The organism is Nocardia sp. NBC_01377, assembly GCF_045040005.1.
GTDB classification, from domain to species: Bacteria; Actinomycetota; Actinomycetes; order Mycobacteriales; family Mycobacteriaceae; genus Nocardia; species Nocardia noduli.
In genome coordinates, this window is the sequence record NZ_CP109567.1 from 461339 (window position 1) to 481698 (window position 20360).

Sequence of the window (20360 nt, forward strand, 5' to 3'; positions counted from 1 at the left end):
GGAGCGCGTGAAAAGGCGACCGGCACTGCCGCGCTGGCACACCTTCGGCACCGGTCGGCGCGCGGTGGTGTCCTTTCGCGACGCTGGCGGCGCCGAGCATCTGATTGCGCTGGAGGAGGCACGCGAAATCCGATTCGAATCGTGCTTGCCCTCGCGAGTGATCCCGCACCGGCAAGGCCAGCGCCACACTCCAGGTGACTACTGGTCGGCCACGACTGGGCGGCTGGTCGGCTACGAGAGCTGGCTCGAGTCCAAGTGGATGACGCTGCTTGATTTCGATCCCGATGTCGTTGCGTTCAGTGCGCAGCCGATGACCCTGTACGGCATCGATACCGACGGTAGCTGGGAGCACACTCCCGATATGTTCGTCCGCCGTGCCGACGACAGCGTGTTGGTTCTCGACGTGAAGAACCCGACCAAAACCGCCGACCCCGATGTGATCGTCCAAGCCGAGCGCACGCGCTGGGTGTGTGAACGACTCGGATGGGATTACGGCCTGTTCGCCGAACCGGACCCGCAGTTGTGGAAGAACGTCTCCTGGCTCGCCGGATTTCGGCGACCGCCGCTGGCCGGGATCGAATACCTGCCCCAGATTCTCAGTCTGGCAGAGCGTCCCGCACCGTTCGCCGATATCTGCACATTCATCGATGTCACCGAGCTGGCGCGGCCGGTGCTGCTGCACCTGTGCTGGTGCCAAGACATCGTGTTCGACCTGACCGTGCCGCTGTGTGATTCGACCATCGTGCGCGTGCGCGACGACCGGCCCGCCTACCACGTCGTCGCGTCTGTGACCCCGCCCTCGCCGGACACCCACAGAGCACGTTCCGTCCTCACCTACAAGAAGGTGCCGATGTCCAAACCCCACCGCTTGGCCACCGGACAGTGGATCCAATTCTGCGACCAGCAATATCAGGTGGTCGGTTTCACCGACACCTGCACACGGATCCGTGCCCGCACCGGCCGCAACTCCGAGCTCGTCATGACCTCGGTGCTGCTGGCCGAGTGCATCCTCACCCCCGAATCTGGGCAGGAACCCGCCACTCCCGTCCACGGCGGTATCGCCACCGACGCGGCGGGCACCGGCTGCGGCGAAGACGAAGACCAGATTGTGTTCGGTGGATGGGATGACGGGGCGCTATGGGACGACATCGCTCACGCCGACCGCGCCGCCGCCCAAGAGATGGAAGCGCACCTGCTGGAAGCCACCACCGGGTTCCGCAGCGGCACATGTGACCTAGCGCAACCCGACGAGCCGCGGCCTCAGTACCTGCCGTCGCTGCCCGTGCACCAGCGGATGCAAACCAAGGCCACCGAACTGGGATACACCCGCCGTCGACTGTGGCAGCTACTGGCTGCCTACCGCGAACACGGTGTCACCGAACTCATAGACGGCCGAAAACTCAAAGGGCGCAACCCTTTGTCGCGCCTGGATCCGCGGATCGTCGCCGCCGTCTTGGACCAGGCAGCGATGGAGGAATCCGAATCCACCGGCACCATGACCCGGTTCCGGCGACGAGTGCAGAACAGGGTCGACGCCACCCACGGCCCAGGAGCGGTTACGCTGCCATCGCAGTCGACGTTCCGTAGGGCTCTGGAACCGTTGTTGTCCGGTCGATACACCTTCAGCTCAGCCAAGACCAGACAAACCAACACCACCCGACCCGGCACGCCGTTGGCTCACGTCACCGCATACCGGCCGGGCGAGATCGTCATGATCGACACCAGTCGGTTGGATGTAATCGCCTACGACCCGGTCCTCGACGAAACATATTCGTGCGAGATCACCGTCGCCATCGATCTGTATACGCGATCGCTGCTGGCGTGGCGGATCACCCCGCTGGGCACCAAGGGCATCGACATCGGGTTGCTCGTCTCCGACGCCATGACACCAGAACCGATGCGGCCGGGATGGAAAGACGCTCTGCGCTTCGCCTACCTGCGAATGCCGTTGAAGCGGCAACTGAGCATCGATGAACGCTTCGCCGCCGCCGCGGCGCGGCCGGTGATCTACCCCGAGACCATCCTGGTCGACCAGGGCAAGCCTTACAAATCCGAGGTCATGCGTCGGGCCTGCAACTCCCTCGGCATCAGCTATCCGCTGGCACGCAAAGGCAAACCCACCGACAAACCCGAGGTGGAGGCGGTGTTCAACACCATCCGCTCTCAATTCAGCCAGCACGTCGCAGGGTACAAAGGCTCCGATGTCGCCAGTCGTGGCAGGGATCCACAGGCCCAATCGCGGTGGACGATCACCGAACTCGAGGAGTTCTTCGCCGAGTACGTGGTCGCGGTGTATCAGCGGCGTTGGCACAAGGGATTGACCGTTCCCGGTCATCCCGGTCATGTTCTCTCACCCAACGAGGCTTACGCGTTCGGCATTCAGCAAGCCGGTTTCGTCACCTGCCCAACGGATCCGACGATGTACTTCCGTTTGTTGCCAGTCGAGTGGCGTCAGATCACCTCCCATGGCGTGCAGCTCGGCAACCTCCACTACGACGACGCCAACGGTGCACTCGCCGAGCTGGCCATGGTCAAACCGCCGTACCCGAATCTGTCCGGCCGTGCCAGCAGCGACGCGTGGCCGATCCGCTATGACCCCCGAAACCTGCTGCACGCCTACATCCACAACCCACTGCGCGACGAGTGGGTGCAACTGAGGTGGACTCACGCCCTTGATGAGCACCAACCTTTTACCGACAACACCCTGCGCGAGATGATCAAATTCATCGGTCCCCGTCACGATCGCAGGGCCCTCGAGATCGAAGTCGCCGCCGCGCTGGCGGATCTGCAAAACCGCACCGACGCGCCCGAAACATGGACGGCCACCGACAGGCGACGGGCGGTGCGTGATGCCGAACGTGCCCGTGCGGCGGCACGGGACCGCCAACGGGCCGTGGCCACCACGACAGTGCCCACCCACGATCGCAGCGCACCCCTGCATGCGGTCCCCGCCCTGCCAGAGGGATCTCTCGCCGACAACACCATCGATCTCGACGACATCGACTTGTCCCAAGTCAGTGCCGCCAAGGTATGGCGGCACAAACCTCAGGAGCGCTGATGCATCCCAGACTCGCCGAACCTCACGACAAGGAACAGTGGCGCATGTATCGCGACGCCGAACCACCTGCCCCGCCGGTGATGCCCTCCTACGCCGAATATTTGGAGATGTCTGACATCGCTCGGAGGAAGCTCAACCGGCGCCGCGCGGCCTACCACAGCGCATTGGTGCTGGTGGAAACTCCCGATGTCACCCGACTCCACTACGAACTCGACCGTCGACTCGAGGTCAATCAAAGCCAGCCGCCCGGTGCGCGCCGAGGCAAAGTCCTCGACGGACCACCCACCACCGGCAAGTCGACGCTCATCAAATGGTTCGCATGCGACTACGAACTCGCGTTGCTCGAGGATGAGCCGGAACGATTCGTCGTCCACGAAGGACAGGAATACGTCCGCGACTACGTGCCTGTCGTCTATGTCAGCATCGGCTCGGAGAACACCCCGAAGGACCTGTCGATCGCGATCGCGAACTTCTTAATACTGCCCGTTCGTGACGGCGCGACGAAGACCAAGGTCACCCATCAGGTCATCAAGGCGATGCAGATCTGCGGCACCGAGCTCGTCATCATCGACGAATTCCACCACCTTGAGGTCTCCCAGAAAGAAGGTAAGGCCGCCAACGATCACCTCAAGCACCTCGCCAATCACACCCCGGCCACCTTCGTCTACCTCGGCACCGACCTTGAGACCTCGGCTCTGTTCCTGGACGGCCGCGCGCGCGACCGGGCCACTCAGATGGCGGCCCGCAACGACCTGTGCACCATAGGCCTTCACAAGATCGGCACCAAGGAACAGATCGTGGTGTGGGCGGAGATCATTGCCGCGATGGAAGATGCGCTGCTGCTGTATAAACACGAACCCCAAAGCCTTGTGCTCAAGCACTGGCGGTACCTGCACGACCGCACCCGCGGCAGCATCGCCTCACTGTCCCACCTGATCCGCGAGTCAGCCTCGGAAGCGGTCCGCTCGGGCCGAGAAGCCATCACCGTCGACCTCATGGAGACCATCGCCATAGACCAACGCGCAACCGAATACACCATCGACACCGCCAAGCGTCGACGCGCGCAGCGGTCCGCGAAATCGGTAGAGCAGAAACGGAACTCGATTCAAGCGTCCGCAACGCCCTGACCTCCTGAGCGGCCAGTACGATTGAGACTAGGGAACTTTTGTTGCATCGGTCCCGTGGAGGTCAACCAAAGTTTCGGTGCAGTATCGCTGACTATGCCCCATCGTCCAGTCGGCTCCGGTCGAAGCCTCGGGAGTCAGCTCAGCTTGCCTACTGCCCGATCCCGTTGCCTGGCGAATCCATGCTGAGCTGGGTCGACGAGGTAGCGGCGGCACTCGATCTCAGTAGGCTCGCTGCGGCTGAATCGTTGGGCCTAACCAGGCCGGCAACGGTTGGACTTCACCGCGCGATCGTTGACTCACCGACAGAAGGGCACGTCGCCGTACGGACGGGCCTCGAAGAGAAGGTTATCCGGGCGATGACGATTGCGAGCATCCTGCGTACGGAGCACGTATCCAGCGTTCGTCGGACGCGATTTATGGGGGTGCCAGCCTTTCAGTTCCACGAAAGTGCTGCTTGCGCGCAATGCGTCGCCGAGACCGGTGGACGCTGGCAGCTCGCCTGGAAGTTCACCCTGACCGTTGGATGTCGGAAACATAAAAGGTACTTGGTCCCCAGATGTCCGTGCGGCGCAGGACTGCACCCAACAGCTCGAGCCAGCGCCACACGGTGGCGGTGTGGAAGTTCTGCATCCGCTGGTGAGGCGCCGTGCATGCAGACTGTCACCGCGTTGGACGCTGCGGAATTTGAGGATGGGTTCCTTGCCGCATGTCAGTCCCGTGTCCTCGATCTTCTCGGTGAGGACCGCCCCGAGGCCGCCGGTACGGCGTACCGGCGATTTCGCGAGGTGCGTTGGATGGTCGACTTGATGGCCGAGGTCGGCCGCCCCTCGATGGTGCACAACGCCGACTTGGCGGTACGCGAGGTGTTCGAGAAGTTCTGTCGGCATCGGGATACCGTCGCCGGGGCATGGGATCTGCGGGCTCACGGGACAGGCGTGCCCGACGGCGAGGAGCGACTGCTGCTGAGTGCGTTGATGCGGATTGCGTGCTCGATCGTATTCGCACCCGATCTCGATGAGCAGATTCGATGGATCTGCGACGCTGCCGGTGCACAACTGAGGAAAGCGACCGAAGCACTAACTCGTCCAGAGCCCGGTCGTCATCGCCTCGGGACGGCGTTCAGCGCGCATGGCCTGAACTACGACCCGGGACCGTTCGACGAGCCGATATGGGCCCCCATCGTTAACCGTGAAGAGTGGCCCTACTCGCCACTTAGCGCCTAGCAGTCACCGCTGGCGCAGGAGACTCTGTCGGCATCGTGCGGCCAGGTTGGTCCACATTGCGCGACTTGGCTTCGTTGGCTGGGACTGACAGCACGTGGTCGGCGACCTTCCAACAAGGCGACCGCAGGGTTGGTGCCAGTGAAATCTACAGTGACGCGTCTCCGGCTCGCGGTCGCGAAGCATAGATTTCACTGCGCAGGTCAAGATGCTGGGTAGTGAAATCTAGAATGGAGACTCACAGGGTGAAACCATCCAGACCTTCCCGCACTTGGCGGGTGGTGGCCGCGCTGCCGAAGTTTGGGCACACTCGATGGGTTATGCCCGGCCACAACAGATTCGGGTCCACATGGTCGACGAGCCAGAACAGAGCATCCGGGTCGTAGGCCCGCACACTGCCCCGCCCGAGGACGTGCTCGACCGTACACGGATGAGCGCCGCCCAACGCTGGGACTCGCTGCTGTGGGAATCGGTCGACGGCACACCGATCCTGGCCAACCTCTACCGCACCCGCGACCCCGCCGAACTCCGACGACGCGAATACCACGAGACCGCGCGACGTTCGCTCGAAATCGCCTGCGGGCTGGTCGACATCGCACACACCGGCGATCGCACCGAGCTACAGGAAATTCACGCTCACCTGTTCGCCAAGGTCTATCCGTGGGCGGGCCGACTGCGGGACGTGGACATGAGCCGCCACGGCCAGAACTTCCTCATGCCCGAACATGTAGCCGAATTCGTCGACGGGATCACCTCGAGTGCTCGGTCGATCGACTGGGCACAACTCGACGAATCCGAATTCGTCGACAACGTCGCGAAGACGTCGATGGCGCTGAACTGGGCTCACCCGTTTCGCGAGGGCAATGGTCGCAGTACCAGGCTCTTCCTCGATCGGCTGATCTCGCAGGCCCGATTCGAGCTCGACTACAACCTCGTCGACCCCACGGCGTGGCGGCTGGCCCACTACGACGCACACCCGGAACCTGACCTGCTGCCTGTGGACTACAGCCCGCTAGCCTCCGTGATCGCCGCCATGACCGTCCCACGCGCCGATATAGGAATCGAGATGAACCACCTCGGTAGCGGCGATATCGCGGTCACCGTGGGAAGCAGCCGGGAGAACACTGCGGGACAGCAGATCGGCGAGGCGATCGACGCCGCCGGCCTGACATCACCGACACCTGCCCACCAGCTCGACCACACCCCCGCTGCCACCGAAACCGCCGCCCGAACCGAACACGTACCCGAGATCGGCGACTGAGCCCACGTGACACGAGACGGCCGTGCGTCGATTCGGTTGTCTGCCGTCGCAATTCCTGAGCATCTCTCGCGCATAGCGGATTTCGAAGATTCGACTAGATGACGGTCACCAGCACCGATCGCCGCGCATTGCACCGCATCCACGGAGCGCCCGTCCACCGACTGCCCGAACCGGGTCGAACCTGTGTCCGGGTAGTTCTTCGACCTGGGCTACCGCGACAGGCCCTCGCGAGCCACACCACCATCGACACCTGACCGCTGCCCCGCGTGATGCGGCCCGCGCACCGTCGACACTTCCGGGCCCACCGGGAGTCGGTGGGCGTCTGTGCCGTCGCCCGATCGTCGGTGGATACCGCCGCGCCGCTTCGTTGCGCCCTGCGCACTTCCCCCTGTCCCTCGAACACACACGAGTCCTCGGCGATACTCCGAACGACCGCGGTCAGGAACACCGTATGGAAACCATCGATCCACCGACATCACGCCACCGGTCCACCGCTGGCTCCGCCGGGCACGCCGCCGACGTGGCAGCACTACTTGGCGCGTCCTACACCCCGGGCGACCAAACGATCACGGTCCAACTGGGCGATATCACCGTTCTCGTCGATGTCCGCCGCGACCCCTTCCAGTTCGAGTTCGCCGTTCCCGCCGCGCAGGCCGCCGAATTCGCCGAACTGCTCGCCACCGACCGCCCATCCGACCCGCCAAGCCCGCCCGCGGCCGAACCCGCCGCAACAGACCCCGCCGCCGCCTCCGCGGCCGAGGAACTGGAATGGGAGGCACTGGGCCGGAAAGCATTCGACTCCGGTGTCCTGCATCCCTCTCCCCTGTCCAACCCCGCTGTGGCACAGCGCATCCTCGCCGCCGACCCCGACGATGTACACAAGCTCGCGACCTTCTACGGGCGGGGCTGGAACAACGCCTCCGAAGACCGCGGCCGGGCGCAGATGCCGTACTCCGTCGTCGCCCCCAACCAACCACCTCCACCCTCGACTCCCGCGTACTTCGTGTGGGACTCCGCCCACAACGAAGTCTGCGCGGTCCTGCCCGACGGCACCGACACCCAACCCGGCTACAAGATCCGCACCGCCAGCGGACGCGAGCGTGCCGTGCATCGCCTGTGGATCGAGCAACAGCCACCCGCCACAGCCGAACAATCGACTCCGCTGCACATCCAGATGACCGCCATCGGCTACCGCCTGGACATCGTCAAGTCCCTGTCGTTTTGACCGACACGTCGATCCACACGATCCAGGCGCGACCTCCCGGGGTGTGCGTCGTCGTCCACACCGGTCCATCCCGGCCACCGACACTGCAGAGGCCCCTGACGATGCATGATTCTCTCGACGATCTCGACACCGATCTCGCCCGCGTCCTCGCGGCCTGCCGAGACGAAGACCACGCCCTCACCGAACCCGAATCCCGCGTCCTCGCTGCGGCGTTCGCGCAAATCGACACCCCGCTCGAGAACTGGGGCGGCGGGATCGATGTCGCCGATTCCGTTCGGCTGGTCCAAGACACCCAGTGGCTGCTCGACGCGGCGAGCATCGTCCGCGCACAGGCTGACCCGCACCGATACCCCGACGGTGCCCGAAACGCCCTGCACGCGTTGCTCGACTACTTCCAGACCCGCGCGCTGAATCGACCCACCCCCGCGGACTAATTGCGCGAACTGGGCCAGCCGTACACGCGCGAACTCGAGTTCCTGCGCGCCCACGCGCACACCACACATCTGCTGGACCGACGACGGTCACGACAGCACCGGACTGGTGGCGCCCCCTCGACGACAAACACGAGATCTTCGCCACCAACGGCCAGGACTGCCTCATCGGCAGCCACACCGAACAGATCGACAGCAACTGGTCGGTCGGGGTCTACGAACTCGGCACCGGCCACGCCGTCGCCAACCACGTGGACCGCCGTTTCGACATCGCCTACTCCAACGCGATCGCCTCACTCCCCACCCGCCCGACCTCGGCCCCCTGCCCGTTCATCCGGGCTCAATCTCACACTCCCAGAAAGAAATTGAAGGTGCGAAAGAAGACGATACTGAAACTGCCCGCGACCTTCGATAGCGTCGATGAAATCCTCGGCCTCGATGCCCAAGGCTGCATCATCATCAAGTTCGGCACCGACAGCAGCATGGTCCTGACGCCCTGCTGCCACGCCAGCGGCAAAGGCAGCATCGATTCGCTGTCCGGCATCGTGTGCCGGGCCTGCTACGTCGACGTGCATCACAAGCACGGCGGCGGCGACACCGACATCGCGATACCCGTCGACGACCTGGAAATCATCATCGAAACCGGACCCTGATCGCCGCCATTCGAACTTGGTCAAATCCGAATCTCACGCGCCCAGTACGCGAACCACTGAACCCTCTCCTTGTCGCTGTCAAATCTGCCCGAAAGGCGATCCCCAATGGCTGTCAGAACATCCGTGACAGTGCCCGAGTTCGCGCTCAACATCCTGGCCCAGTCACGAATCGAGGAAAACAGACTGTTTCTTCCGAAGCAGTTGAGCCCCGCAGATTACAAGAAGGTCAACAGCGTCATCGAGACCATGGGCGGACGTTGGAGCCGCCGAGAACAGGCCCACGTTTTCCCCAACGACGACCCCGCCGAGATCATCGCGGCCACTATGGCGACCGGCAAGACACCCAACACCGACAGAAAAGTTCTGGAGGCGTTCTTCGCCACGCCCGAGGGACTGGCCAGGCACGTCACCGCGGGTGCGCACTCCGGCCTCGCCGCTCTCGAAGCCGGCGCGCATGTCCTCGAGCCCTCCGCAGGCGATGGTGCGCTCGTACGGGCGATCCTCGAAGCAAACCCGGACGTGCACGTCACCGCCGTGGAACCCGATCACGAACGCGCCGCCGCGATCGGGCGCGACCCTCGGGTAACGGTCGTGGTTTCGAGTTTCGAACAGTTCGCCGCAACCGCGTCTCGGCAGTTCGCGGTCGTGGTGATGAACCCTCCCTTCGCGCTTCCAGGACGGCCGACAGCGTGGATGGATCACCTGTACGCCGCATGGGACCTACTGATCGACGGCGGACAACTCCTGGCCATCGCCCCCGGAAACTACACCTTCCGAACCGACCGCAAATACCGCGCGATGCGTGAACTCATCACCGCACACGGCGATTACGAGGAACTGTCGTCCAACTCATTCGCCGCCTCCGGCACACAGGTCGACAGCGTGTTCCTCCGCGCCCGTCGACCCACCGCATATCTGCCGACCCGCGCCGCATCCGAAAGGGTTGCGTCCTAGGGAATTACCGATACATCCGGGATGAGCAATGACCAACTTCGACGGACTGTTCGAAATCGCCTTTCCCGTCGACCCCACCACGCCTTCCCTCGACGGCACGGTGCCAGTGGTGGCGTCCTACGGGTTAGGTCTTTGCCTGATTCCCGCTTGTTGCTGGGCCGATGGTTACCGATTGCCACTGGGACGGGAACTGTGGCGTAACCATCTCCTCTCGTGCGACGTGACCACTACTTTTCCGTGCTGCCTAATATTTGGCGGCTGCATCGGCGCAACCTCGCCACCAACCGATTCGACGTTCTAGTCAGGCGGACCTAATCGATGGGCTGGATCTCACCGCGTTGCTCGTGAGGAACACGGGAATCCGTGAAGAGGGGCACTATGTCGAGGCAAGGGCCGCGACAATGGGAAGCGACTACACGCGCCGATTCCTGATCAGTTACGGGACGGCCTTAGTCCGGTCATCGGATGACTGAAGTCCGAGAGAATCGAACCTAATCCACGAATGCCTGCACGCGAAATTCGATATAGCCGTAGATTTGAGGATCTCCTCCGATAACGCCTTCCGCATTACCCCGCACTCCCGGCAGTAATGTATCACCACGAATGACGGAATCCATAACCGCGATAGGCGGTGTTCCATAAATATTCAGAAAAGCGGTTCCTGGAATATACGATAGCGTGGTCGGACTGGCTGAAAGTATCTTGCATCCATTCCATTCTCGAATGACGTTATCTCCTGTCAGAAACACATTCAATGCGGGATTAATGGAAGGATTAGGATCGATTAGAAGATCCATGCGCGCCCCTCTTATCGCCTGGTCTGCACGCACACTGGAATCGTCTATAAAAACAACGACAGAGAGTTCGGTGTCATCCCGGATTGCCACCTCGTCGACGAAATCTCTATTCGGATCGTTCATGATGCGGCAACGCACATAATTCCGCTCGTCACCCCAAACAGGATTGTCAACTATGCTATTGAACACCGCAGTAGGAGATGCCTCCTTGCGGGTGTACATTTCCCTCATTGGACCCCAGCCATAGTTATCAGAGTTGTCGCCCGCACTGGGTGCTGGATTCGCGGTAGATATTGACGCGGCGTTTGGTGTATCCGCCGCCGGGCCGATCTTAAAATCAATGGTGTCGCGGAATAGGGCGAGAACAGCAGCTACTACTCCGATCAATCCAGCGACCCCCAGGACGGTGCTGTTCTTCCACCAAGGTGTAGAAGCCGGCGGCGAGGACGGAGGTGAAGGCGTTGACGAGGGGGGTGAAGGCGTCGGGTCCGGCATACGACCAATTCTTTACGATCTGTCTGTGCCCGGGCTGTGGTATCGACGAATCTCGATGGTCGCCGCGTAGCGCCAAGTCACACGCCCGTGCTCCTTCCACACCCGCAGCCCTCCCCGATTCGACGCTGTTGCAACGCTTCTGAGGCTCCGTCTGGATGCAGCGACCGACGTTAGATGTGAGCATTTCTCTTCGTGGACGCGGACGCCGAACCGAGAATCAGGCTGTCAACCGCCACATCTCGACACACGCGGGAGATGAATGGGCGCCGATTCGACAGCTTGGGTCGTGCGAACGATCCTCGATCCAGCATCTCGACACCCCGCACTGTTGCCCGATCTCTCGAACCTCATTCTCGTTACCGCCCAAACCGGCGACGTTCTCTAGCGAGTCCTATCGTGTTGTAATGCGTTCTCTGTACTGACTTTTCACCCTGAGGCTCGGCCACGCGCTGGGCAACGGGAGTCAGTGGTCGAGGATTGGGGTTCAAGTGGACACGACGCCTGAGGCGGGCCACGCGAGTGGTTGGAGTCTGTATTTTCACCGCGCTGTCGCGGTTTCGCCTACGGTGCGGCTGGATCCGGTGGTGGCGCGCTACAGCGTCGTTCTGGCACGGGCGACGCATCGCTTGAGGGCCGGACAACCGGTGTTCGTCGGTCCTCGGAACGTGCCGGATGTGCGGATCAATCGGTGGTTCGTCAGTGACGAACTGGGCGGGGCGAGCCGCACGACATGGCGCAAGTACGCCTACAGCCTTCTGGTCTGGCTGAATTTCTGTGCTGTTTACGGTGTTTCGTGGGACCGAGCCGATCGTCACACCCAGTCGGCGTTCAAGGTGTGGCGGTTGACCGATGAACGCAACCCCAGTCGGGTCGCGCCGGGGACCTATGAACATGATCTGATCGCGCTGCGACTGTTCTACAAATGGGCCGATGGGGAGTTCGGGGTAGGCAATCCGATCAAAATCCGTCCGCGCCGCGGTGGGCGCGGCGTGGAACCGGTGACATCACCGACGGGCATCAGGGATCGTAACGTCAAGTGGTTCGATCCGGACGGCTACCGGCGCTACCGCGATGTCGGTTTGATGGGCTTCGGTGTCGACGGTGGCGAGGATCCGAGCTTCCGGGGCCGTAATTCTCAACGTGATGGCGCGTTTGCCGATGCCCTGTACGGGACGGGGCTGCGGTTGACGGAGATGGGTTCGCTGCTGATGCTGGAGTTGCCCGCCGATGATCCGCGACGCGTTTACGCCACGTGCCGGTTGGCTGCCGAATGCGCGAAAGGTGGGCGGCCTCGCGACTACTGGATGTCGCGTCGGACGCTGGTGGAGGTGCTCGGCTACGTCGAGGGCGAGCGAGCCAGAGCGGTACGTCGAGCACGGCGCGCGGATCGGTATCTGCGTCTGGGCAACGCGAGCGTGATCGTCTCGGTGTCGGCCGCGCGTCGGCTACGTTTGCGCCGCCCCGACGGCATGCACTCGGAGGTCTCTCTCGACGCACTGGACCCTGCGGTGCGGCGGCGGCTGTTGATACAGAGCCCTGACGGTATCGAACCGGCGGCGGTGTGGTTGAACGAGGACGGGCTCCCCCGTGATCCGCATGGCTGGGAGCACAGCTTCGCCCAGGCGAATCGACGCTTGGGCGGTCAGGGGCTGGCAGGGTTTGCCGGTGCGCCGCACATGTTGCGGCACAGTTTCGCTCTGCGGTGGTTCTCGGTGGGCCGGTTGGTCTATCAGTCGCGGGTGGCGCATCTGTCCGAGCGGGAGACCAGCGACTTTCGTGAACAGTTCGGTGATACCTGGGATCTGGTGCAGATGATGCTCGGCCACGCCGATCAACGCTCGACCCGGCAAACCTATTTGGAGCCTTTTCGCTCGCTGAGCATCGAGTTGCTGCTGATGCACGCGGCCGAGGAGTCGATTCCGAAGCTCATGCACAGTCTGTTCCGTAACGAGGCACGGGTTCTCACCGATCCCGTGGGCGCTGTCGAATGAGCGGGGGACGCCGTGCGGCGATGCCGGATCCAGGCTATCGACCGCCACAGCGACTGCTTCTCGACGATGGACTGTGCTTGGTTCGGTTCATCGCCGAGACCGATGGCACGACAGTCGATTTCGACTTCACGACATTGCCGGTTTGTTGGGAACTTCGAGTGGCGTTCGCTCGCGCTTTCGAGGTGCATACCGGGCCGGAGGGGCGGGTGAAGGCAGTAGGCTCGGCGAGCAACACCTTCGCGTGTCTGCGGAGGTTCTGCGAGGTTCTTGCCGCGCGCGAGTTTCCGCCGAAGTCGACGGCGGATCTACGCCCGTCGCACCTGGATGAGTTTCTGATACGGCGGGCTTCGCTGGCCTCGTCCGGGATGAATGTCGGGGTTCTGCGGTCTCTGTTGGCCAATGTTGACGGGTTGCCCCCGGCGTTCATGGCCAAATGTGCGCAGCGGGTTCCGGTGCATCGCGGGGGCTTCGATGCTCGTTCCAGCTACAGCCGGTCGGAGGAGGCTCGTATCGTCGGCGCTGCTCGTGACGTGGTGCGTCGTGCTGGGGTTCGGATTCATTCCAATCTCGATGTGCTGCGGCGTTGGCGTGCTGGTGACGCGGAACTTCTCGGTGATCCGGTTCGTGCCGAGTACTGCGCACTGATCGATCGCATCGATCGTGGCGACGAGGTGGACGCGTTGAAGTCCGAGGCGATCATGCAGTGCATGGCCCGCCACGGCGGCGTGCGTGCGGTCTATACAGCGGTGCATCTGGACTGGCGTGAGGTTGCCGCGTTCGCGGTTCTGCTGGTTCGTTTGACGGGACAGAATGGCTCGACCATCTACAACGCGCCTGCGACGCACCATCGTCCCGACGGGTACGCGGGCCCGGTCGCGACCGTCCAGGTCGACCTGGTCAAGCCTCGACGAGGCCGCCGCAGTCATATGACCGCGGCCTTGGCCGATCTGCCGGTATGGGCCGGCGTCGGCGCCCGCGCCGACGAGACGCTGTCGGCGTTCGATGAACTACATACACCCTTCGGCGTGTACATGCTCCTGCATGAGCTGACAGGCTCAGCCCGCCGAATTCTGGGCACTGATCGGCTGTTCGTCTATTGGAACAGGACCAGCGCCAGAGGGTTTCGAACACCCGGACACGCGACACTGGTTTCGAACTGGGGCATAGACATAGCGCTCGAGGCCGACCCTGACACAGACGGTCGAACCGATGTGCTCGGAGTGTCACTGGCCCGGCTGCGGGCCACCCACGCCGAGCGCGAACAGCGGCCGATCGCGCACACCACGACCACCCTGGCCGACACCTACCTGCGTCGAGATCGCAACCGCCATCTCCGACTACCAGCAACTGGTCGCAGACGTCCTGACCAGCGAGGCGGGCAAGGCACGTTCGCTGGGCGCGATCGCGCAATTGAGCGTCGAGGATCTCGAGCAGGCTGCGCGGGAGCCAGGGGTGGTCGCGGCACGCTTCGGTGTCAGCGAGGCCGTGCTACGACTATTGGTGGCGCGCGACGCGGACACGGTATTGGCCGGCTGCACCGACAACCTCAACAGCCCCCACACCGTATCCGGTCGACCCTGCACAGCGTCGTTTCTCAAATGCTTGGACTGCCCGTGCGCGCGTGCCCTGCCCCATCACCTGCCTGTTCAGATCGCCGCCCACGATCTGCTCGACCAGCGTCGGACCCAGATGACGGCGCTGCGATGGGCACAGCGCTTCGCCTACCCCTTCAGCCAGCTCGACAACCTGCTCACCACCGCCGGAACCGCCGCGGTCGACCGCGCCCGCACCGAGATCGGCCCCACCCAACGCGAGCTGGTGGCGCGACTGTTCGACAAGGAATTGGATCATCGATGACCCGACCAATCCGACCCGCGGTGTTGCGCGCAGGCGGCTACATTCTCGATCCCGACACACCGGTGCTGCTCAACCGCGCACTTCGCGCCGACACCCACCCCAACGACCTGTCATGCTTCGCTGACGACCGCTGGAAGCTCGATCCCGGCATCCACGAGAAGCACTACGGTTCACTGAGTTTGAACTTCACGCTCGTCCCGTCCTCGTATCGACAGATCGCGAAGATCTATGTGTGGCTCGAGCTCAACGGCGATCACGACGTGACGGTCTTGCGTCGCGCGAGCTTCAAAGGCCGGCTCTCCGTGGCGACGATGCGCAGCCAGCTGCGGATGCTGCGGCTGTTGTTCGATTGGCTCGACCAGCACCAGATCGCATCGTTGGAAGCGGTCACCACGACCGATCTCGACCGCTTCCTCGACGCGATTCGTGAGGCGCCGATGAGCAAGGGGCAACGCTCCGACGCACTCCAAGCGGTTCGTCGATTGTGGGCGATGCGCGAGGCGCTCCCGGCCGAAGCGCGACTGCCACCGCAACCGCCCTGGCACGGGAAGGAGACCCGCTATCTGATCGGCACACCCCAGCGCCCGGCCGAGAACCGAACACCTCGAATCCCCGAGACCACGATGAGTCAGTTGCTCTGCTGGGCACTGCGATTCGTCGAAGACTTCAGCGTCGACATCACCGCCGCACTGTCCGAGTACCGCACCTTGGTCGGTCGCTCGCGTCCGACGTTCCCGACCACACCCATGTCGATGCGCAAGACGAACTTCGACGAATCCGTCGAACGCATCGAGACTCTGTTGCGCGACTACCGGATCAGCGGAGAACCATTGCCCGGCAGACGATCCACCGATGGCAGCTACGAGCCGCATTGGCCACATCTGGGGCGATTGACCGGCATCAACTATCAGAACCTCGAACGCGCCGGCCCGCACCATACGGCGATACTGGCCGCGGGACTGCCCGGCGCCGACGCCCCTTATCTGTTCTATCGACCGAGCGGGCTGCTCGACGGTCGTACCTGGCTGTCCCGGATCGACTACGAACAGGTCCAGGACATGGTCCACGCGCTGTATGCCGCGTGCTTCATCGTCATCGCCTACCTGTCGGGAATGCGCCCCGGTGAGGTGCTCAGCCTCGAACGTGGCTGCGTCACAAAGGATTCAGTGACCCGTATGTGGCTTCTACGGGGCCGCAAGTGGAAGAACGCCACCGACGCCGACGGCACGAAAATCCCCGAAGGGCAGTATCGTGAGGATCCGTGGGTTGTCATCGAACCTGTCGCCCGCGCGATCACTGCCCTGGAGCGCCTGACCGACACCGCGATATTGTTTCCGTCGCGGCTGGTATGGACGCGCCAACCCCACGACCGTGACGGTGCCCGCACCGGTGCCGAGATCACCAGGGACTTGGCGCGTTTCATCTCCTGGGTCAACGCCTACTGCCGAGACCACGACCGCACCGACACCATCGCGGCACCGCCTCGGGCACTCGCGCCATCACAGTTGCGGCGGACCCTGGCCTGGTTCATCTGTCGCCGCCCCCGCGGGCTCGTCGCCGCAGCGATCCAGTACGGGCACCTCCACGTTCAGATCACCCAAGGCTATGGCGGCAACTACGCGTCCGGCTTCCCCGACGACCTGGCGTTCGAACGATGGCTGGCCCGCCTCGACGAACTCGACGAAGCCGAACGCCGCCTCAGCGCCGGAGAACACATCAGTGGTCCCGCCGCCGACGGCTACCGATCACGAGTCGACGGTGGCAGTGCCCGCTTCGCCGGACGTGTCATCCGCGGAGGCCGCCAAGCCCGACAGATCCTGGCCAACCCCTCACTACAGATCTACCCCGGACAAGGCATGACCTGCGTATTCAACGCCGCCACAGCCTTGTGCGAACTCGCGCCGAGCACCGACGACGCCCGCCACACCCCCGACACCACCGACTGCCGCCCGAACTGCCGCAACATCGCCCACACCGACATCGACATCGCCGCCGTCCGCGCCGAAGCCACCGAACTCCGATTCGTGGTCGCCGATCCCGCCAGCCCACCGATCCGGCTCGCTCGCCATCGACAACGGCTCGACCACCTCGACAAGATCCTCGCCGACCACGGCGATCCTCGCGACGAGAGCGGCGACCGACCATGACCGGACCGACCGCGGAGCCCGTACCTCCGGCAGAGTTGTGCGACCAGTTGTGTGCCGCCGCCGATCGACTGCTCGCCGGAACACCGCTGCGCTCCGACGGCAAACTGACCATTCTCAGCCTGGCGCGCGAAGCCGGGATCAAGCGCTGGATACTCACCCACAAATACCCGCACCACCTCAAGGACAAATACCAGGCCGAATTCAAAGCCGCAGGACACAAATCGCGGCCTCTGCAGATCGCCGAACACGACCTCGAACAACTCCAGGCGCGACTACGAACCGCACGCAAGGAACGACAACACTTCGAGCAGCTCAGCCGCACCTACGCGATCATGATCGCCCAACTCGCCGACGACCTCGCGGATGTGACCGCCGAACGCGACGCCCTGCGCGCCGACCGTGGCGTCACTCGACTGCCCAGCACCACTGCAGCCTCGCCGGTAACGCGGTTCCGGTAGAACCAGCACGATCATTCCCGCGATAATGCCGACGTGGAACAGGTCGAGGTCGTGGTTACCCATCAGGAGCGCGCGACCGTGCGCGTCGGTGACATCTTCTTGAAGATCGACGCCGATCAAACACGCACCGATGTCGAGGTCGAGGCGATGGCGCTGGCGCCGATCCCGACTCCACAGGTCCTCTGGCACAAACCGCCCGTACTTGCGCTCGCTGGCCTCCCCGGCACGGCGCTCGGCCACCTGGGCGAGCCGTCGACAGCGTCCGCACAGGCGTGGGCCGCCGCGGACGCAGCCGCACGGACACTGCATGAGGCGCCGCTACCTCGATGGCCCGGCCACAGTCTCGACGAGCTCGCATCCCAGCTCGACGACGAATGCGTATGGATCGTCGACAACGGCGTCCTTCCCACCGATGTCATCACACGCAACCGCCGGATCGCCGAGGTCGCACTCCGGCCGTGGACGCCGGTATTCACCCACGGCGACCTACAGGTCAGTCACGTCTTCATCGACGGTGACCAGGTCACCGGAGTCATCGACTGGTCCGAAGCCGCCCAGGGCGATGCCCTCTACGACCTCGCCACCTTGACCCTCGGACACCCGCAGCACCTCACAGAAGTCATCGCCGGATACGGCACCGATGTCGACCTCGACGTGATCTGCGCGTGGTGGTCGTTGCGCAGCCTGCTGGGGGTCCGTTGGCTGCTCGAGCACGGCTTCGACCCGACCGCGCCAGGCTGCGAAGTCGACATACTCAGGACACAGGCGGCGCGAGGCCTACGGCAACGAGACATTCGGTGACGCAGCCGCATACGGCATTACTCGGACTCGAGTGCGAACGCCACCTGCTCGGCCGGAGTAAGCCGTCCGAATCGCCGACGGCGGCCGAACAGGTGCGCGTGCCACGCGGGGGCAAGTTACGGCCCCTGCTGATCAACGGGGCGGTCTGCGCCCTGATCACCCGCGACCAATGCCCGAGGGTATTCGGACCGGGCTGCATAGACAGGTCCCGGATGCCGCCCCCTCGACCAGGGACGGCCAGCCGCGCTATCCGTCGCAGGTGCGCGAGCCTTTTGGACGAACTCAGGTATTGCGGAGAGGTCGGTGGCTGGTGAAGATAAACGCCGAGAAGATCGATACGTCGCGTGGAGCGCGTCTGGCTACCTACAGTGCCGTTTCCACGTCGTTGGCGCTGCGTAGCGATCGCGAACTACACGATCTCGTGGACGCAACTGCGCCGCTGGGTTCCGGCATAGGCGGGACCTCGGCATTGCTGGAGGTCGACAGGACCCCGGTCTTCGTCAAACGGCTGCCGCTGACCGATCTGGAAAGGCAACCGGGCAACGCCCGATCCACGGGGAACCTCTTCGATCTCCCAGTCTTCTGCCATCCCGGCCTCGGGGTCCCCGGAAGCCCGGGCTGGGGAGCCTGGCGGGAGTTGGCCGTGCACACCATGACAACGAACTGGGTGCTCGCACAGGACCATGACGGGTTTCCGCTGATGTACCACTGGCGGGTGCTGCCGCTCACCAGGCAGGCGCTGCCCGAGGAACTGGCCGACGTGGAGAAAGTCGTTGCCTACTGGGGAGGCGGAGCACAGGTACGCCACCGGATCGAGGCGCTGCGGGGCGCCTCGGCGTGCGTCGCACTGTTCCTGGAGTACATCCCGCACAACCTGCACGACTGGCTCGACATCCAGGTCAAAGCCGACGATCAGACCGCCGTGCGGGCATGCACCATGGTGGCCAAGGAACTCGAAGCCGGAATCTCGTTCATGAACGCCCGCGGGCTCCTGCACATGGACGGCCACTTCCACAACATCCTCACCGACAGGGAGCGGTTGTTCTTCACCGACTACGGCCTCGCGATCTCCTCCCGGTTCGACCTGTCCGAGGACGAGGCCGAATTCTTCGCAGACCACCAGAGTTACGACCGCTGCTACTCCATCCCCCACCTGGTGCAATGGCTCGTAGTCGCCGTCTGCGGGCACAAGCAGGAGAAACGTATCGAGTTCGTGCGCGCCTGCGCCCGAGGCGAACCCCCAACCGGCATTCCGTCGCAGATCGCGGCGATCCTCACCCGCCACGCACCGGTCGCTGAGGTCATGACCGACTACTACCGCGAGTTCCGTTTCGAGAGCAGGCAGACCCCGTATCCCCTGGACGCGATTCGCCGGATCGGCGGGCTCGACAGCCTGTTCCCTCTGTGACAGAAGCCGGTAGCCGGCCTCCGGGAGTCCTGATTCCGTTGAACGGGCTGCCTAATTTGCCTGTAGCTACAGCGCCCGGCGGAATACCGCGCCGGGCGAATTGGCGCTCACGCACTCGATTCGGCCCAGCAAGACCACCGAGCGACCGCACTGGCACCACTACCCGTGGCTGGCTGAGCACGCATTCCTCATCTCGCCGATGGGCACCATCCGGCTGGCCCAGCGTCCACGCGCGACAACAGTTCGGCCCTCCCCGGCCCAATATTCCACCATTCTGCTCCCAGGGTTCAACCGCCGCCGCCCGATCGACAACCGCCACCTACGGAGCCCGACTCCTGCCCGGAATCCACAACGCCACCACGCCGATCGACCCATACCGCGAACACGGCTTTGCACCTCTGCCTTGTCACACAGCGGGACCAAAGGAACGGACCACACCCCTCACACGGATCGGCCCCGATGGAAATCGCCGATAGC

16 protein-coding genes and 1 pseudogene are annotated in these 20360 nt (G+C 63.7%); 15 read left to right on the forward strand and 2 right to left on the reverse strand.

What is annotated here, in order from left to right:
* The first annotated feature begins 7 nt into the window (after window positions 1–7).
* The 9 genes and pseudogenes from OG225_RS42555 to OG225_RS42595 all read left to right on the forward strand — a co-directional run bounded on the left by OG225_RS42555 (window position 8) and on the right by OG225_RS42595 (window position 9929).
* Window positions 8–3058 (forward strand): TnsA-like heteromeric transposase endonuclease subunit, encoded by a 3051-nt coding sequence (locus tag OG225_RS42555; protein ID WP_331758116.1) that lies wholly within the window; start codon window positions 8–10, stop codon window positions 3056–3058.
* Window positions 3058–4185, forward strand: coding sequence for a TniB family NTP-binding protein (locus tag OG225_RS42560; protein ID WP_405183602.1), 1128 nt, complete (start codon window positions 3058–3060; stop codon window positions 4183–4185). Before OG225_RS42555 ends, OG225_RS42560 begins: the two co-directional genes overlap by 1 nt.
* 164 nt (window positions 4186–4349) lie before the next feature.
* Window positions 4350–4721, forward strand: a pseudogene (locus OG225_RS42565) (TniQ family protein); the annotation flags it as partial.
* Between the two features lie 114 nt (window positions 4722–4835).
* A complete protein-coding gene (locus tag OG225_RS42570) occupies window positions 4836–5408 on the forward strand; it encodes a hypothetical protein (protein ID WP_331758120.1) in 573 nt (190 codons plus the stop codon).
* Between the two features lie 427 nt (window positions 5409–5835).
* Window positions 5836–6666, forward strand: a complete 831-nt coding sequence (locus tag OG225_RS42575) for a Fic/DOC family protein (RefSeq protein ID WP_405183603.1) — start codon at window positions 5836–5838, stop codon at window positions 6664–6666.
* A 451-nt stretch (window positions 6667–7117) separates the two neighbouring features.
* Window positions 7118–7891 carry a hypothetical protein gene (locus OG225_RS42580; RefSeq protein WP_331758125.1) on the forward strand — a complete coding sequence of 258 codons (774 nt, stop codon included), beginning with the start codon at window positions 7118–7120 and terminating at the stop codon, window positions 7889–7891.
* 101 nt (window positions 7892–7992) lie between these two features.
* Window positions 7993–8325 (forward strand): hypothetical protein, encoded by a 333-nt coding sequence (locus OG225_RS42585; protein ID WP_331758128.1) that lies wholly within the window; start codon window positions 7993–7995, stop codon window positions 8323–8325.
* 368 nt (window positions 8326–8693) lie between these two features.
* A complete protein-coding gene (locus OG225_RS42590; protein WP_405183604.1) occupies window positions 8694–8975 on the forward strand; it encodes a hypothetical protein in 282 nt (93 codons plus the stop codon).
* A 105-nt stretch (window positions 8976–9080) separates the two neighbouring features.
* Window positions 9081–9929, forward strand: a complete 849-nt coding sequence (locus OG225_RS42595; RefSeq protein WP_405183605.1) for a class I SAM-dependent methyltransferase — start codon at window positions 9081–9083, stop codon at window positions 9927–9929.
* A 491-nt stretch (window positions 9930–10420) separates the two neighbouring features.
* Here the strand turns inward: OG225_RS42595 and OG225_RS42600 are convergent, their stop codons facing one another.
* Window positions 10421–11113, reverse strand: a complete 693-nt coding sequence (locus OG225_RS42600) for a hypothetical protein (protein WP_331758136.1) — start codon at window positions 11111–11113, stop codon at window positions 10421–10423.
* A 596-nt stretch (window positions 11114–11709) separates the two neighbouring features.
* Here OG225_RS42600 and OG225_RS42605 point away from each other — a divergent pair.
* Window positions 11710–13212, forward strand: coding sequence for a hypothetical protein (locus tag OG225_RS42605; protein WP_405183606.1), 1503 nt, complete (start codon window positions 11710–11712; stop codon window positions 13210–13212).
* A gap of 305 nt (window positions 13213–13517) precedes the next feature.
* Here OG225_RS42605 and OG225_RS42610 read toward each other — a convergent pair whose 3' ends face one another.
* Window positions 13518–14138 carry a hypothetical protein gene (locus OG225_RS42610; RefSeq protein ID WP_331758141.1) on the reverse strand — a complete coding sequence of 207 codons (621 nt, stop codon included), beginning with the start codon at window positions 14136–14138 and terminating at the stop codon, window positions 13518–13520.
* 283 nt (window positions 14139–14421) lie between these two features.
* Here OG225_RS42610 and OG225_RS42615 point away from each other — a divergent pair, with 283 nt between their 5' ends.
* The 5 genes from OG225_RS42615 to OG225_RS42635 all read left to right on the forward strand — a co-directional run bounded on the left by OG225_RS42615 (window position 14422) and on the right by OG225_RS42635 (window position 19883).
* Complete coding sequence (locus tag OG225_RS42615) at window positions 14422–15069, forward strand: hypothetical protein (protein WP_331758143.1); 648 nt, start codon at window positions 14422–14424, stop codon at window positions 15067–15069.
* Window positions 15066–17216 carry a site-specific integrase gene (locus OG225_RS42620; RefSeq protein WP_331758146.1) on the forward strand — a complete coding sequence of 717 codons (2151 nt, stop codon included), beginning with the start codon at window positions 15066–15068 and terminating at the stop codon, window positions 17214–17216. Before OG225_RS42615 ends, OG225_RS42620 begins: the two co-directional genes overlap by 4 nt.
* The gene (locus OG225_RS42625) at window positions 17213–17674 is read left to right on the forward strand and encodes a hypothetical protein (RefSeq protein WP_331758149.1); all 462 of its coding nucleotides are present in this window, start codon (window positions 17213–17215) and stop codon (window positions 17672–17674) included. The genes OG225_RS42620 and OG225_RS42625 overlap by 4 nt, the downstream gene beginning before the upstream one ends.
* A gap of 33 nt (window positions 17675–17707) precedes the next feature.
* Entirely contained in the window at window positions 17708–18475 is a 768-nt protein-coding gene (locus OG225_RS42630) for a phosphotransferase (RefSeq protein ID WP_331758152.1), read from the forward strand.
* Between the two features lie 310 nt (window positions 18476–18785).
* Window positions 18786–19883, forward strand: coding sequence for a protein kinase family protein (locus tag OG225_RS42635; RefSeq protein ID WP_405183607.1), 1098 nt, complete (start codon window positions 18786–18788; stop codon window positions 19881–19883).
* Window positions 19884–20360 lie beyond the last annotated feature (477 nt).

Bases quoted from the DNA above. Each gene is read 5' to 3' on its own strand.
- OG225_RS42560 (WP_405183602.1), top strand. From the start codon at position 3,058: ATGCATCCCAGACTCGCCGAACCTCACGACAAGGAACAGTGGCGCATG.
- OG225_RS42570 (WP_331758120.1), top strand. From the start codon at position 4,836: ATGCAGACTGTCACCGCGTTGGACGCTGCGGAATTTGAGGATGGGTTC.
- OG225_RS42575 (WP_405183603.1), top strand. From the start codon at position 5,836: ATGAGCGCCGCCCAACGCTGGGACTCGCTGCTGTGGGAATCGGTCGAC.
- OG225_RS42580 (WP_331758125.1), top strand. From the start codon at position 7,118: ATGGAAACCATCGATCCACCGACATCACGCCACCGGTCCACCGCTGGC.
- OG225_RS42585 (WP_331758128.1), top strand. From the start codon at position 7,993: ATGCATGATTCTCTCGACGATCTCGACACCGATCTCGCCCGCGTCCTC.
- OG225_RS42595 (WP_405183605.1), top strand. From the start codon at position 9,081: ATGGCTGTCAGAACATCCGTGACAGTGCCCGAGTTCGCGCTCAACATC.
- OG225_RS42610 (WP_331758141.1), bottom strand. From the start codon at position 14,138: ATGACTGCGGCGGCCTCGTCGAGGCTTGACCAGGTCGACCTGGACGGT.
- OG225_RS42615 (WP_331758143.1), top strand. From the start codon at position 14,422: ATGTGCTCGGAGTGTCACTGGCCCGGCTGCGGGCCACCCACGCCGAGC.
- OG225_RS42620 (WP_331758146.1), top strand. From the start codon at position 15,066: ATGACCCGACCAATCCGACCCGCGGTGTTGCGCGCAGGCGGCTACATT.
- OG225_RS42625 (WP_331758149.1), top strand. From the start codon at position 17,213: ATGACCGGACCGACCGCGGAGCCCGTACCTCCGGCAGAGTTGTGCGAC.